General features: G+C 58.8%; 13 protein-coding genes. 9 read left to right on the forward strand and 4 right to left on the reverse strand.

Going from position 1 to position 13,138, the window contains the following annotated elements:
- Positions 1-216 precede the first annotated feature (216 nt).
- Positions 217-513 carry an I78 family peptidase inhibitor gene (locus HFD92_RS11375; protein WP_009091832.1) on the forward strand — a complete coding sequence of 99 codons (297 nt, stop codon included), beginning with the start codon at positions 217-219 and terminating at the stop codon, positions 511-513.
- A 152-nt stretch (positions 514-665) separates the two neighbouring features.
- The gene (locus HFD92_RS11380) at positions 666-986 is read left to right on the forward strand and encodes a hypothetical protein (protein ID WP_046101327.1); all 321 of its coding nucleotides are present in this window, start codon (positions 666-668) and stop codon (positions 984-986) included.
- Between the two features lie 9 nt (positions 987-995).
- Here the strand turns inward: HFD92_RS11380 and HFD92_RS11385 are convergent, their stop codons facing one another.
- Positions 996-1,247 carry a biofilm development regulator YmgB/AriR family protein gene (locus HFD92_RS11385; RefSeq protein WP_009091829.1) on the reverse strand — a complete coding sequence of 84 codons (252 nt, stop codon included), beginning with the start codon at positions 1,245-1,247 and terminating at the stop codon, positions 996-998.
- A gap of 387 nt (positions 1,248-1,634) precedes the next feature.
- Between HFD92_RS11385 and HFD92_RS11390 the strand changes: the two genes are divergently transcribed.
- Positions 1,635-2,909 (forward strand): multidrug efflux MFS transporter, encoded by a 1,275-nt coding sequence (locus HFD92_RS11390; protein ID WP_167428956.1) that lies wholly within the window; start codon positions 1,635-1,637, stop codon positions 2,907-2,909.
- Here HFD92_RS11390 and HFD92_RS11395 read toward each other — a convergent pair.
- Entirely contained in the window at positions 2,791-5,928 is a 3,138-nt protein-coding gene (locus HFD92_RS11395) for a beta-galactosidase (protein ID WP_167428957.1), read from the reverse strand. The genes HFD92_RS11390 and HFD92_RS11395 overlap by 119 nt on opposite strands.
- A gap of 521 nt (positions 5,929-6,449) precedes the next feature.
- Between HFD92_RS11395 and HFD92_RS11400 the strand changes: the two genes are divergently transcribed.
- Both HFD92_RS11400 and HFD92_RS11405 read left to right on the forward strand, forming a co-directional pair.
- Positions 6,450-6,752 carry a PsiF family protein gene (locus HFD92_RS11400; protein ID WP_033736600.1) on the forward strand — a complete coding sequence of 101 codons (303 nt, stop codon included), beginning with the start codon at positions 6,450-6,452 and terminating at the stop codon, positions 6,750-6,752.
- Positions 6,753-6,952: 200 nt separating this feature from the next.
- Positions 6,953-8,479: an FAD-dependent oxidoreductase gene (locus HFD92_RS11405; protein WP_167428958.1), complete on the forward strand. Its 1,527-nt coding sequence runs from the start codon at positions 6,953-6,955 to the stop codon at positions 8,477-8,479.
- A gap of 47 nt (positions 8,480-8,526) precedes the next feature.
- On the opposite strand, the gene proC is transcribed toward HFD92_RS11405, so the two are convergent.
- Positions 8,527-9,339 carry a pyrroline-5-carboxylate reductase gene (gene proC / locus HFD92_RS11410; RefSeq protein WP_167428959.1) on the reverse strand — a complete coding sequence of 271 codons (813 nt, stop codon included), beginning with the start codon at positions 9,337-9,339 and terminating at the stop codon, positions 8,527-8,529.
- A 165-nt stretch (positions 9,340-9,504) separates the two neighbouring features.
- Between proC and HFD92_RS11415 the strand changes: the two genes are divergently transcribed.
- Positions 9,505-9,954 (forward strand): YaiI/YqxD family protein, encoded by a 450-nt coding sequence (locus tag HFD92_RS11415; RefSeq protein ID WP_167429024.1) that lies wholly within the window; start codon positions 9,505-9,507, stop codon positions 9,952-9,954.
- A 2-nt stretch (positions 9,955-9,956) separates the two neighbouring features.
- Here HFD92_RS11415 and HFD92_RS11420 read toward each other — a convergent pair whose 3' ends face one another.
- On the reverse strand, positions 9,957-10,667 hold the full coding sequence (locus HFD92_RS11420) for a DUF2076 domain-containing protein (RefSeq protein WP_009091814.1): 711 nt from the start codon (positions 10,665-10,667) through the stop codon (positions 9,957-9,959).
- 315 nt (positions 10,668-10,982) lie between these two features.
- On the opposite strand from HFD92_RS11420, the gene aroL reads away from it, so the two are divergent.
- From aroL to HFD92_RS11435, 3 genes are all read left to right on the forward strand, one after another.
- Complete coding sequence (gene aroL / locus HFD92_RS11425) at positions 10,983-11,507, forward strand: shikimate kinase AroL (RefSeq protein ID WP_167428960.1); 525 nt, start codon at positions 10,983-10,985, stop codon at positions 11,505-11,507.
- Between the two features lie 111 nt (positions 11,508-11,618).
- On the forward strand, positions 11,619-11,810 hold the full coding sequence (locus HFD92_RS11430; protein WP_009091809.1) for a YaiA family protein: 192 nt from the start codon (positions 11,619-11,621) through the stop codon (positions 11,808-11,810).
- Positions 11,811-12,153: 343 nt separating this feature from the next.
- Positions 12,154-12,906, forward strand: a complete 753-nt coding sequence (locus HFD92_RS11435) for an IclR family transcriptional regulator (protein WP_167428961.1) — start codon at positions 12,154-12,156, stop codon at positions 12,904-12,906.
- Positions 12,907-13,138: the final 232 nt, after the last annotated feature.

Genomic DNA, 13,138 nt, shown 5'->3' on the forward strand with positions numbered 1-13,138 from the left:
CCATTATGGACTCCCGGAGCTAAGAATAATCTTAGTTAATTGTAGCCACCGGGCGTTTCTTTTTTAAGCAGTGCGTGCGATTAATCCTAAATTGTGATCGCCACCGCTTACGGTTTTCGGCGGCTGTAACAACTTTACTTTTTTAGAGTTCAGCCTGACCGGCACGCTTTGCTACTCTTGGGGACAGGGTTTTACACGTCCAACAGGAGATCAAACGTGAAATTTTATGGAAAAGGGCTGCTGGTAGCGGGTCTGTTTGCCTTAACCGCCTGTCAATCCGCCTCCCACTCTGACACGGCCAGCGTGAAGCCGGATCCTGAGAATGATCGCTGTGGTGCCTCACAGTTTCAGCACTATGTCGGCAAACCGTTAACCGCGCTGCAGGGACAGCATTTCGATCAGCTGGTGCGTCCTATCCCTTATAACTCTGCCGTCACCATGGACTTTAACCTCAACCGGCTTAACTTCCTGGCGGATAAAAACGGCAACATCAGCTCTGTTTATTGCGGCTGACGGCCTGGGTGTCACAGCCTTGTCATAACGGCGGGCGAGAATGGCGCTGCATTTCGATGCGCTTCTCGTCACGCGATTGACAATGCTCGTCTTGTTTATTCCCGCCCCGGCGGGAATTTTTTTAGCGCCTGCGGGCGGTAACAGGAGCGAACATGAAACGGATGAAAGGCGCGCTACTCTCTGTAGCCTTACTCAGCAGTGCAGCGGCGCAGGCCTCCAGTGCCGAAGCCTGGCAACAGAGCCGTCAGGTGATGACCCAGGCCTGCATTAACGCCAGTCACCTGAGCAAAGTCAGGGTGCTGGGCGAGCCGATTGAGTATGACGACAGCACAGGATACAGCGCTCTGTTGCTGGAGGGGCGCTATCCTCAGCGTCAGATGAACAATAAGCGTGGACGGGAGCTCTGCCTGTTTCAGCGCAGCAGCGGGCGGGCCAGCATCAGCGAAGCGGATAAGCTGCGCTGGGTGAAATAAGCCAGCGCTTCAGGCCCGGGGTGGCGCGTCGATTAACTGAGCCAGCAGGGTACGATAACGTTGCAGCTGCGTTTCGTCCCCTTCGACTTCCAGTTTCTCAATCACCCGCGCAATAATCGCTTTATTAGTGGCGGGCTGACCCGCCTCCATCATCTCGCGCATAATCACCGCCAGCAGATCGGACTCGGGCGGCGTCCGCCAGTTCGGGCCATTGAAATAGTCGGTGATAGCGCGGCTGGCGCTGTTCGGTTGCACTCTCATTTCCCACCTCCGCTAAACCCCAGACCTCTCCCTTACACCCGGGTGCAGGGGCGTTTATCTACTTAATACGCGGGTTCGCCTCAGCATAGCCGGACGGTCTGCACCGTTGTTTGCGGAGGGCGTCACACCGATCGGAACGATCGCCATACCGCCGTGGCTGGCGGTTTTTTAAACATAGAAGCGAAGCAAACGGTTGTCAGTAACACAATGACATATTTTTCCATCCTGCTGAGGGGGGATAGAGATCGGCAGGCGACAGATCCGCGACCTGTCCGGCGGCGTAAATTGCGCAGAATCAAGACGCTTGCCGTTTTTGCCATGTTCTGGCGGTCACGCACAGCGGGCCTGGGTTAAACTCAGCCTTCTTTCTCTTCACGCTCTCTGCCCATGCCACGCATTATTGAACCCTGGAAGATAAACCTGATCTCGGTCTGGTTTGGCTGTTTTTTTACCGGACTGGCGATCAGCCAGATTATTCCGTTCCTGCCACTCTACCTTGAGCAGCTGGGCGTCACCGGCGGCACCTCACTGAGCCTCTGGTCGGGACTGACGTTCAGCATCACCTTTGTGATCTCAGCGGCCGTTGCGCCACTGTGGGGCAGCCTGGCCGATCGCAAAGGGCGGAAACTGATGCTGCTGCGCGCCGCTGCTGGCATGGGGATCGTGATCCTGCTGCAGGCTTTCGTCACCGAAGCCTGGCAGTTGCTGCTGCTGCGCGCCCTGATGGGGCTGACCTCCGGCTATATCCCTAACGCCATGGCGCTGGTGGCCGCTCAGGTGCCGCGTGAACGCAGCGGCTGGGCGCTAAGCTGTGTCTCTACGGGCCAGATTGGCGGGGTGATTCTGGGACCGATGCTGGGCGGGCTGCTGGCTGACGGGGTGGGGCTGCGCATGGTCTTCATGGTCACCGCGGCTCTGCTGCTGGTCAGTTTTCTGGTTACACTCTTCCTGATTAAAGAGACCGGCTACACCCCGGTGAGTAAAAAGGAGAAGCTCAGCGGACGCGAGGTGTTCCGCTCGCTGGATAACCCCAGACTGGTGCTCTGCCTGTTCTTTACCACCCTGGTGATTCAGATGTGTAACGGGTCGGTTAACCCCATCCTGACGCTGTTTGTGCGGGAGCTGGCGCCCCATGCGGAGAACATCGCGTTTCTCAGCGGGGTGATCGCCGCGCTGCCCGGCGTGTCTGCTCTGCTGGCCGCACCCCGGCTGGGGCGACTCGGCGATCGCATCGGCACACAGCGTATTCTGCTGGCGACGATGGCGATCTCGCTGCTGCTGTTTATCGCCATGTCCTTTGTGACCAGCGCAACGCAGCTGGGCGTGCTGCGCTTTCTGCTGGGCTTCGCCGATGGTGCGATGATGCCTGCGGTACAGACCCTGCTGGTGCGCCATTCACGCGACAACATTACGGGGCGGATCTTCGGCTACAACCAGTCGTTTATGTATCTCGGCAACGTTGCCGGTCCGCTGCTGGGCGGGGCGGTGTCGGCGATGGCAGGTTTCCGCTGGGTCTTTTTTGCCACCGCCGTGGTGGTGCTGATTAATGTGCTGTTTCTGAAGCGCGTTTACCGTCGTCCGAAGACCGTGCTGCCCGCGCCGGCTGGCAAATCGTCAGTTCCGTCTGCCAGCGCTGCTGAGTCAGCAGAAACTCAGGACTGACGCTGGGACTCCAGGAGTCATCGCCGCCCACGCCCATGTGGTACGCATCCAGATGCAGCCAGCAGCCCGCTTCCGGGCGCAGGAGGTGGCGGTGTGACGTCTCCCGTAGCTGCTCCAGGCTGAAGCGACTCAGCGAGAAAGCGAAATCCCCGCTGACCTGCCAGCTGCCGGTATCAAGCTCACGGGTGCCGCCGCGCAGGCCGTTCTCACCCGGGAAAACATAGGGCGTAAAGAGCCGATCCAGCGGTAACTGCCAGCGGGAAAACTGTGCGGCCAGCTGGCGGTCAGGGTAGTTTTCGTGCGGACCGAGGCCGAGCCAGTTCACCTGCTGCGGGATCGTCGTCAGCGCGCAGCGTAGCCCGATGCGCGCGGGCGGCGGCATACCGCGGGACTGCTCAACGGAAAGCTGCAGCGTCAGCTCCCCCTGTGCATTGATCAGAAAACGTATCCGGCTGATAAAGGCGAGCTGTCCCCCGGCGTGCCAGCTGTGCAGCGTCTCAATCTGCACCGCCCGGGTCAGCGTATCGACCGCAATCGCTATCCGCTGGCTTTGCATCTGGTCATAGCCCGCCGCTTTCCAGCGCTCCGACCAGGCGTTGGGATCGATCCGTTCCGCTTCGCTGGTGCCGATGTCATTATCCAGCGGCGCGCGGATAAAGCACGCCTGAAGCGGCGTCAGCAGCGTCGGCTCGTCATCCACCCACCATTGTTCCAGTTCGCCGCTGTGACGGGAAAATTGCCAGCGCTGCTGCCGGTGGGTGACGACAATCTCACGGCCGTTATCGTGCAGCTGCGGTGCTTCACCGATTTCCGGCAGGGAAGGCAGTGCCAGCGTGGAGGGGAGCGCCCACTGATCCCAGGCGACACGCCAGCCAGCTTCGCTCCAGCGGGTCGGCTGCACCTGATGCACGGCAACATTCAGCCAGCATTCGCCCTGCAACGGAGGCGGGGAGGGCAGGGTGATCCGCTGCTGGCCCTGCGCGGGGATATCAAGCGGGATATCACCCTGCGCCACGACCTGGCCGGCCTGCTCTATGCGCCAGCGTAACACTTCGTTATCACTGTGGCGGAACAGATAGTCGCTGCTGACCGTAAAGCTCAGCGGATCGTCGGGATCGACCGTGAAGTGCCAGAACTGCTGGGCGCGCTGCGCCTCATAGAGCGCCGGATGAGGTGTACGGTCGGCAAACACCAGCCCGTTCATACAGAACTGACGATCGTTGGGTGTATCGCCAAAGTCGCCGCCATAGGCCTGCCAGGGTTCTCCCTGATCGTCATAGCGGGTCAGGCTCTGATCCACCCAGTCCCAGACGAAGCCGCCCTGCAGGCGCGGAAACTGACGGAAAGCCTGCCAGTATTTCGCAAAGCCGCCAAAGCTGTTGCCCATCGCATGAGCATATTCACAGAGGATCAGCGGGCGCGTTTCGCCCGGCAGTCCAATCCACTTTTTCAGTGACCATTTCGGCACCGCCGGGAAGGGCTGATCCTGATCCACCCTGGCGTACATCGGGCAGATGATATCGGTCGCGGCGGTATCCGCACCGCCGCCTTCATACTGAACCGGACGGGTCGGATCGCTGCTTTTCACCCAGCGGTAAAGCGCGTCATGCGTTGCGCCATGGCCGGACTCGTTGCCCAGCGACCAGATAATAATGCAGCAGTGGTTACGGTCACGCTGCACCATGCGCGTCACCCGCTCGCTGTAGGCGGCAAACCAGCGCGGATCGTCAGAGAGCCGGTTCATGGGCTGCATGCCGTGGGTCTCAATGTTGGCCTCATCCACCACATAAAGCCCGTACCGGTCGCACAGACGGTACCAGAGCGGATGATTGGGGTAGTGCGAGCAGCGCACCGCATTAAAATTGTGCTGCTTCATCAGCATGATGTCGCGGCGCATCATCGCCTCATCCACTACCTGACCCCGTTCAGGGTGGTGCTCGTGACGGTTAGTGCCGCGGATCAGCAGCGGTTTGCCGTTCAGGCACAGCAGGCCATTGTCGATGGTGACCTGGCGGAAACCGACATCCCACGCTTCCACCTCGATTAACTGCTGCTGCTCATCCAGCAGGGCCAGCGTGGCGCGGTAGAGGTGAGGCGTCTCCGCGCTCCACAGGTCAGGCCGCTCAACCGGCAGGCTGAGCAGAGCGCGTTCGGGATAGTGGCCGCGTTCATCGATGATGGCGCTGCCCAGCGGCTGCTGACACTGTGCAATCTGCTGCTCGCCCTGCCACAGCGTCAGACGCAGCTGATAGCGCGAGGTGACGGCGGAAGGCAGCGCGACACGCACCTGCGCGCGCAGATCCGCACGGCAAAATTCCGGGCTGAGCCGGGTTTCCAGCTGAACGTCAGCCAGATGAACCCGGGGTTTATGCAACAGGGTGACGTCGCGGAAAATACCGCTCATGCGCCACATGTCCTGATCTTCCAGATAGCTGCCATCGCTCCAGCGCAGCACCATCACGGCCAGCCGGTTTTTACCAGGACGCAGCACCTCGCTCAGGTCAAATTCGGCGGGCAGCCGGCTGTCCTGGGAGTAGCCAATCCAGTGACCGTTGCACCAGAGGTGAAAGGCGGAATTAACGCCGTCAAAAATAATGCGCGTCTGTCCCGTCTCCAGCCAGGCGGCTTCAATGCTGAATGTGAGCGAGTAACATCCGGTCGGATTTGCTGCCGTTACCCGCGGCGGATCGACCGGGATCGGATACTGCACGTTGGTATAAATGGGCGCGTCATAGCCGTGCATCTGCCAGTTGGCCGGCACCGGAAGCGTACCGGCATCCGGCAGATCCTGCAGTAACCAGCTGGCGGGAATCGCTTCAGGCTGCGCAAAGTAACTGAATCCCCACTCACCATTGAGACTGCGCAGTGAGGCGGACGGGGCGTCATCACGCGCAGCGGCTTCATCGCGCCAGCTGGCAAAGGGCGGGTGGGCATCCAGCCGATGCAGCGAGGTCACTACCGGGTTTTCCCAGTCGCGCCGGGAGAGGATGTCGCTGAGAGCAGCCTGAGAGAGAGTCATGTCGGTATCCTGTAAATGTAATGCGCTCACAATGCGCAAAAAATGCCAGGCTGTAAAGCGTTCGCCCTCCCGTTTTACACAAATAGTTTCATCTGCAAACCGGTCGGGATGTTGAGAACAGAGCAGATTACTGACTGTAAAATGTTAAGTCTGGTCAGCAAAGATGAATAGCGGCAGGATGCAGAGAAATCTCACTTGTCAGCCCCGCTGATGGCTTCATACACTCAGCCCGATTTTTACACCCTGAGGTTGATATGAAACGAATCGTTAAGCTGGCGGCTGTTGTGGCATTAGGTTTTGTCCTGAGCGGATGTCTTTTCCCGCCTCCTGGCGGCGGCGGTGGAGGGGGCTGGGGCGGGCCGGGTGGCGGGCCAGGCCACGGATTTGTTGATCCGCGCTAGACGTGCAGTACAGTCCCACTCTGGAATGGGATCTTTCCATCACGCTGACCGGAAACATTTCCCGCTTTGCTTATTCGCTGCCAGAATAAGAAAGAACACATCCACATGGGAGATAACACGATGAAAGTCGGTTTTTTGGCAATGATGATGGCGGGCCTGCTGGTCAGCGGGCTGGCAAATGCGGCGGAGAAGACCCCGCAGCAGGAGAAAATGACGATCTGTAACCAGCATGCCAAATCACAGGATCTCAAGGGAGATGCGCGCAAATCCTTTATGAGTGAATGCCTGAAAAAAGAGAGCAAGCTGTCACAGATGTCTCCGCAGCAGATGAAAATGAAAAGCTGCAATGGCGAAGCTGGCGATAAAAAGCTGGCGGGTGATGCACGTAAAACCTTTATGAGCCAGTGCCTGAAAAAAAGCTGATGTTTCTCCCGGCCACGCAGGTGGCCGTTTCCCTTCCGGCCTGCGTTTAAATTCCCTGCTGTAACAGCCCGTTACGCTTCTGACAAATATTCCGCGTCAGGCTTTTAATTTCCTTTGCCACACTTACTGTTTGTGGGGATTTGCGCTGCGCAGGATCTGACGGCGCGGCGCCCAACCGGAACAGTCAAAGGAGCCACGTTGTGAACTATCAATTTACCGTCGATCTGAAAGACCTGCCGCAGCGTCAGCCGGTTAAAAAAACGCTGGGTGAGGTGGAAGTGTTACTGATCCGCGAGGGGGAGAGCGTTCGTGCTTACCAGGCGAAATGCCCGCATGCTGGCGCGCCGCTGGAGCAGGGCGCGATCTGTGGCGACCGGCTGGTCTGCCCGTGGCACAAAGCCGCATTTAATCTGGCCGACGGCAAAATGTGTGAACCGCTGGCGCTGGCCGATCTCAAACAGTATCCGCTGCGGATTGAAGAGGGGCGTGTGCTGGTCAATCCTGAGGCGATGTCGCCCGCCGCGCCCATTGGCAGCGGTGCAGACGCACCGGTTTTCGTGGTGCTGGGTGGCGGCGCGGCGGGAAGTGCTGCGCTGTGGCGGTTACGACATGAGGGCTATAAAGGGCGTCTGGTGCTGGTGGAGCGGGAAGCGGACGCACCCTACGACCGCACTGCACTGACCAAATTTGTGCCATCAGGCAAGATGGATATCAGCGAGGTACCGCAGCTGCTGAAAGCGGATGTGATGGATCACGTCGAGCGCATTCAGGCCAGTGTGAGCCGCCTTGACGCTCAGCAGCAACGGCTGATCTTTGAAGATGGTGAAAGCCTCGCCTTCGACAAACTCCTGATCGCCAGTGGCGCGGCACCTGTACGTCCCGATATACCCGGCAGCGATCTGGAGGGGGTGCATCTGCTGCGCAGCAAAGCCCAGACCGACCAGCTGCTTCAGGCGGTAGATGCCAGCCATAAAATTGTGATCATCGGCAACAGCTTTATCGGCACCGAACTGGCGTCGGCGTTGCGTAACCGTGACATTGATGTGACGGTGATTGCCCGCCAGACGCTGCCCTTTGCGAAACAGTTTGGCGACCAGATTGGCCGCTATTTCTATCAGCTGCATCAGAAAAATGGCGTGAAATGGGAGCAGGGCGAAATTGAATCCCTGCAGGGCGATCAGCAGGTGAGCAGTGTGCAGCTTAAAGGGGGGCGGCAGTTGCCCGCTACCGTCGTCCTGTTTGCCACCGGCGTGAAACCGGCCACCGACTTTATCCACGATCTGCCGCTGGCAGAGGATGGCAGCCTGCAGGCCGATGCAGAGCTGAAGGTGGCTGAGAACATCTGGGTTGCGGGTGACATCGCGACGTATCCGTCGGCGCAGGGGCCGCTGCGCATCGAGCACTATCGTGTTGCGCATCAGCAGGGACAGACCGTCGCCAGAAATATGCTGGACCAGCACGTCGCCTTTGAACGTGTGCCCTTTTTCTGGACGACCCAGTATGGCACCCGTTATGAGTATCTGGGCCACGCCAGAGAGTGGGATAATTTCCAGCTGCTCGGCTCGCTGGAGGAGAAAAAGTTTATCGCGTGTTATGGACAGCAGGGTGAACTGGCGGCGATCTGTTCGTGCGGGATGTATACGCTGACCGCTGAGCTGGTAGAGCGGATGCAGCAACCCATGACGTTTGCCGACGCCGTGGTGTACTGCAAGGCAGCGATGGAGTAGGCCGAATGCAGGGCGGGCCGACGGGCCGCCCTGCTCATCGTGGCTTGCTAGCTGCGGCTCAGTTTCTCTGACTTCGCCATGCACTGCTGCATCGCTTCAATCACCGCCGAACGCATCCCTTTCTCTTCCAGCACCTTCACCGCTTCAATGGTGGTGCCGCCGGGAGAGCAGACCATATCTTTGAGCTCCGCCGGATGTTTGCCGGTAGTCAGCACCATCTGCGCCGCCCCTTTCACCGTCTGCGCGGCAAACTGATAGGCCTGCGCGCGCGGCATGCCGCCAGCGACAGCCGCATCCGCCATCGCCTCGATAAACATGAACACGTAGGCCGGGGCGGACCCGCTGACGCCCACGACCGAGTGAATCAGATACTCATCCACTACCGCTGCCTTGCCGAAGCTCTCAAAAATCGCGACCACTTCGTCGGTTTCTGTGGACTCCACCAGCGCATTAGGCGTGACCGAGGTCATGCCTTCACTCACCAGCGAGGGGGTATTAGGCATCGCCCGGACAATTTTGCGGTCATAACCCAGCACCGAGGAGAGTGAATCAAGCGTCACACCCGCCGCGATCGACACCACCAGCGCCTCTTTCTTCAGGCTGCCTGCCAGCTCTTTTAACACTTTCAGGATGACATTGGGTTTGACCGCGCCAAACAGAATGTCCACCTCGCGCGCCAGCGCGTCAGCACTCTCTGCGGCGTTGATGCCATACTGCTCTGCCAGCGCCTGGTTGGTGTCTGCTTTGCGGTCATAAACGAAAATATCAGACGGGGCGATTTTGCCACTGTTGACCAGTCCGCCGATAATGGCTTTCGCCATATTTCCCCCGCCGATAAACCCGATTTTCTTAGCCAGCATCGCCATCTCCTTAGGACATTATGCGTTTTCTTCCGGCTAGCTTACTTCAGTCAGCCCGAATAACAAGTCAGCCGCGTGCAGCCTGGAAAGCGTGCCGCAAATTAAATTTGCCATTTAAAGGGAACCCGGCAAGATCGCAGACTTCTCTGACTGTAAGGAGTGATGATGTCTATCTGGGTCGATGCCGATGCCTGTCCGAATGTGATCAAAGAGGTGCTGTACCGCGCGGCCGATCGCACCGCCACCACGGTCATCTTTGTGGCAAACCAGTTTCTGCGTGTGCCGCCTTCGCCCTATCTGCGCACCCTGCAGGTGCCTGCCGGGTTTGATGTCGCGGACAATGAAATTGTTAAACGTGTTGAGCCTGGGGATCTGGTGATTACCGCCGATATTCCGCTGGCGGCCGAGGTGATTGAGAAGGGGGCGGCGGCGCTGAATCCGCGTGGCGAGCGTTACTCACCGGCGACAATACGGGAACGGCTGACGATGCGCGACTTTATGGATACCCTGCGGTCAAGCGGTGTGCAGACCGGCGGCCCCGCGGCAATGAGTCCGCGTGACCGCCAGCAGTTTGCAAATGAACTGGATAGCTGGCTCAGACAGCAGAAACGCTGACGTTAAACGAAGCTGTCGTCGTCGTAGTCATCGCCGCCAAAATCGTTGAGGTCGCCGTTGTCGGCAAAATTGTTATCCCAGCCGCTGTTCTGATCCAGGAAGGCGTTGTCATTACCCTCATTGAAGGTATTGAGGTTGTCATCGCCACCGTTAAAGGTGTTGAGATTATCGTTCACCTCCGGCAGCGGTGGCTCATTGATGATGTTCACAATCTCTTCCGGCTGTGAGTGGTGGAACATGCTGGTCAGCATATCGGCCATCACCACACCACCGGCGACACCCACCGCCGTCTGCAGTGCGCCGCCGAGGAAGCCAGTGCCGCGTGACGCCGGGGCTGGCGCATATTGCGGCTGAGCCGGTTGCTGAGGCGCACTGTTCCAGGGTGACGGTTGCTGCTGTTGCTGAGCAGGCTGCTGCTGACGTGAACCGCCGCCAAACAGTCCTGAGAGGAATCCGCCACTGCTCTGCGCGGGCTGCTGTTGCTGCTGCTGTGCCAGCTGACTTTCCAGCGCCGATACCCGCTCATTGAGTTTTTTCAGCGCCGCTTCCTGAATCAGGATCGCCTGCGCCATGTAGTAAGGTGCGCCAGGCTGCGCCTGCAGGTGCTGGTTAATCAGTTGTTCGGCAGCGGCATCACGTGCCGCGGTCTGGCTTTCGGCCTGTTTCAGGCGGGTGAACAGCCCTTCGATCAGTTGTTGTTCTTCGCGTTGCATGATGACTCTCCTGTGGCGATGGTGATCAGTATATGTGGGCGGCTGAGAGAAAAGTAAATCTGTGGCGGTAAGCAAATATTGCCAGACCCGTTTTGCCCCGCTTTTTCACCATTTCCGCCGGGCAGTGGAGACCCTGATGCACAAATCGTGCATGCATTTCCCCTTGAAAAGATAAGACTTATCGCCATTCAGGGCAGTAAAGTGCGTAAAACCTGCCTGACAGGTGGAGGCCATAATAATTTCCAGTTATGATGCGTCGCATTAATCAGCTAACCATGCAGCCGCATCGCGCGGTCAGGCGGAGGAACGGCCCTGATGTCACTACCCATCTTTTTGATTGGCGCTCGCGGTTGCGGCAAAACCACAGTCGGCGTGGCGTTGTCGCAGGCGCTGGGCTACGCCTTCACCGACACCGATCACCATCTGCAACTCAGCACGCAGCGCAGCGTGGCCGAGATTGTGGCGGCAGAAGGGTGGGAGGGGTTCCGCGCCCGTGAAACGGAATCACTGCGGGCCGTGACGGCGCCGCGCACCGTGATAGCCACCGGCGGTGGCATGATTCTGGCCGAGGAGAACTGCCGCTTTATGCGGGAGCAGGGACAGGTGATCTGGCTTAGCGCCTCTCCCGAGGTGCTGGCAGAGCGGCTGCAAAGCGAACCAGAGGCGGCCCAGCGTCCGACCTTAACCGGCCGTCCGATTGCCGATGAGATGAGCGATGTCCTGCGCGAACGCGCGCATCTCTATCAGGCCGCCGCCCATCATCAGGTGAATGCCGTGCAGTCCCCCGAGCGTGTGGTAGAGGAGATCCTGCTCTCCCTCTCCCTGGCGCGCGCCAGCTAACCCTCAGATTTTTCCCGCTTTGATCCCGCTTCAGTGGGTGTTGTCTATACTTACCTCATGACAGGCAGCGGCCTGTCCTGTGGAATGTTATTGAGAGAAGAGGGACACAGTATGCCGACCAGACCACCGTATCCACGTGAAGCGAAAGTTGTGCCTGTAGAAAAGGGTCCTGAGGGTAAAAAAGTCACGTCCTATGAGTTACGTGCCGACCACCCTAAACCAAATTCCTTAATCAGCGAGCACGAAACGGAAGAAGAAGCGCATGACGCCAAAGCGCGCTACGAAGACGTCGAAAAAGAGTAATTCGTTGCTGCTGGCAGGGACGCCAGCCTGTTCCATCCTGTCATAGCTGGCAACATCCTCTTCTGTCACCCCTGCGCGATAAAGTTTCCCCTCTCCCCGACCGCATCCGGTCAATTAACACGCAAAATTTACGCAGATTTACTGCGACTGGCTTTTTGTCCGGGCGTCTGTTCTGCGCACTCCCGGCGTCGCCCTATAAAGCCCCGCTAATCAATTTTATCGCCGTATTTTCTCTGCTGCCGATCCTGTCGGCGACAAAATTGTCGCTTGACCGATTCAGCGTCACGTTTTATTTTCGTCGCAACTGCAGAGGAACTTTGTTCCATATAGTGGAACCCGTGACATGACCACACTCGAAAATGCCGCCGCCGTACTCCGGTTATTTCAGCACAAGGGCGTGACGCAGGGGCATGTCGGTCTCTCCTTCAGTGAGGTGGTTGAGGCGCTGGGCCTGCCCAAAAGCACGGTATCGCGTCTGCTCGCCACGATGGAAAGTCAGGGGATGCTGGAGCGCGATGCCGACACGCGCGGTTATCATATTGGCCGCGTATTGTTAGCCGCCGCCGGGCACTATCTGTCTGCACCGCTGGTGGACAGCGTCTCAGCCGCGATGGTCAGGCTGGCCGCAAAAACGGGTTGCATGGGCTACGTGTCAAAGCTGGATGGCCGGGAAATATTAGTGATGCGCATGTTTCATGGCCGTCACTTTACCCAGATGGTCACCCCACCCGGCAGCCGGATGCCGGCTGACGCCACCTCAACCGGCAGAGTACTGCTGGCGCAGTTAAGCGATGACGAGGTGCTGGCGCGCTTTCGTGACCACTGGCAGGCTGGCCCGGCAAACTCGCCGCAAAGCCCGGAGGCGCTTCTTGCCAGTCTGGCGGAAATCCGGCAGCAGGGCTGGTCACTGGCCCGTAATGAGGCTCTGCCTGGCATCAGTTCACTGTCAGTCGTCGTGCACAACAAACATCATGGCGAAACGGTCGCGCTCTGCCTGTCGTTTCTGTCGCAGGAGTCGGAACCGGGATACCCGCCCGCGCTCCTTGACGCATTACGCGCAACGGCCACAGAGATGGCCGAAAAGTTTGGCGCGTAACGTCACCACGATTTTATCGGCGTAATACTTTCGCCACACCAGGGAAAACCAGGGCCTTCGGGCCTTTTTCTTTCAATCTGATCGCGATGCTTTACGCAGCAGCCTGGCTGCCTGTGTGCGTCCCCTCGCGTGTTTGTGCACGGGTGACGTTCCTGGCAGGAGGGCAGCGCCTGCGCGCATCAGAACCGTAAAAAAAGACAAGCGGCGTCAACCCGTCAGCAGGCGGGCAGAC

The sequence above is a fragment of the Pantoea sp. EKM101V genome, assembly GCF_011800325.1.
Taxonomy (GTDB): Bacteria; Pseudomonadota; Gammaproteobacteria; order Enterobacterales; family Enterobacteriaceae; genus Pantoea; species Pantoea anthophila.

What these genes read in the sequence shown, in the direction of transcription:
- HFD92_RS11380 (WP_046101327.1), top strand. Translation starts at nt 666, where the DNA reads ATGAAACGGATGAAAGGCGCGCTACTCTCTGTAGCCTTACTCAGCAGT.
- HFD92_RS11385 (WP_009091829.1), bottom strand. Translation starts at nt 1,247, where the DNA reads ATGAGAGTGCAACCGAACAGCGCCAGCCGCGCTATCACCGACTATTTC.
- HFD92_RS11390 (WP_167428956.1), top strand. Translation starts at nt 1,635, where the DNA reads ATGCCACGCATTATTGAACCCTGGAAGATAAACCTGATCTCGGTCTGG.
- HFD92_RS11395 (WP_167428957.1), bottom strand. Translation starts at nt 5,928, where the DNA reads ATGACTCTCTCTCAGGCTGCTCTCAGCGACATCCTCTCCCGGCGCGAC.
- HFD92_RS11400 (WP_033736600.1), top strand. Translation starts at nt 6,450, where the DNA reads ATGAAAGTCGGTTTTTTGGCAATGATGATGGCGGGCCTGCTGGTCAGC.
- proC (WP_167428959.1), bottom strand. Translation starts at nt 9,339, where the DNA reads ATGCTGGCTAAGAAAATCGGGTTTATCGGCGGGGGAAATATGGCGAAA.
- HFD92_RS11415 (WP_167429024.1), top strand. Translation starts at nt 9,505, where the DNA reads ATGTCTATCTGGGTCGATGCCGATGCCTGTCCGAATGTGATCAAAGAG.
- HFD92_RS11420 (WP_009091814.1), bottom strand. Translation starts at nt 10,667, where the DNA reads ATGCAACGCGAAGAACAACAACTGATCGAAGGGCTGTTCACCCGCCTG.
- aroL (WP_167428960.1), top strand. Translation starts at nt 10,983, where the DNA reads ATGTCACTACCCATCTTTTTGATTGGCGCTCGCGGTTGCGGCAAAACC.
- HFD92_RS11430 (WP_009091809.1), top strand. Translation starts at nt 11,619, where the DNA reads ATGCCGACCAGACCACCGTATCCACGTGAAGCGAAAGTTGTGCCTGTA.
- HFD92_RS11435 (WP_167428961.1), top strand. Translation starts at nt 12,154, where the DNA reads ATGACCACACTCGAAAATGCCGCCGCCGTACTCCGGTTATTTCAGCAC.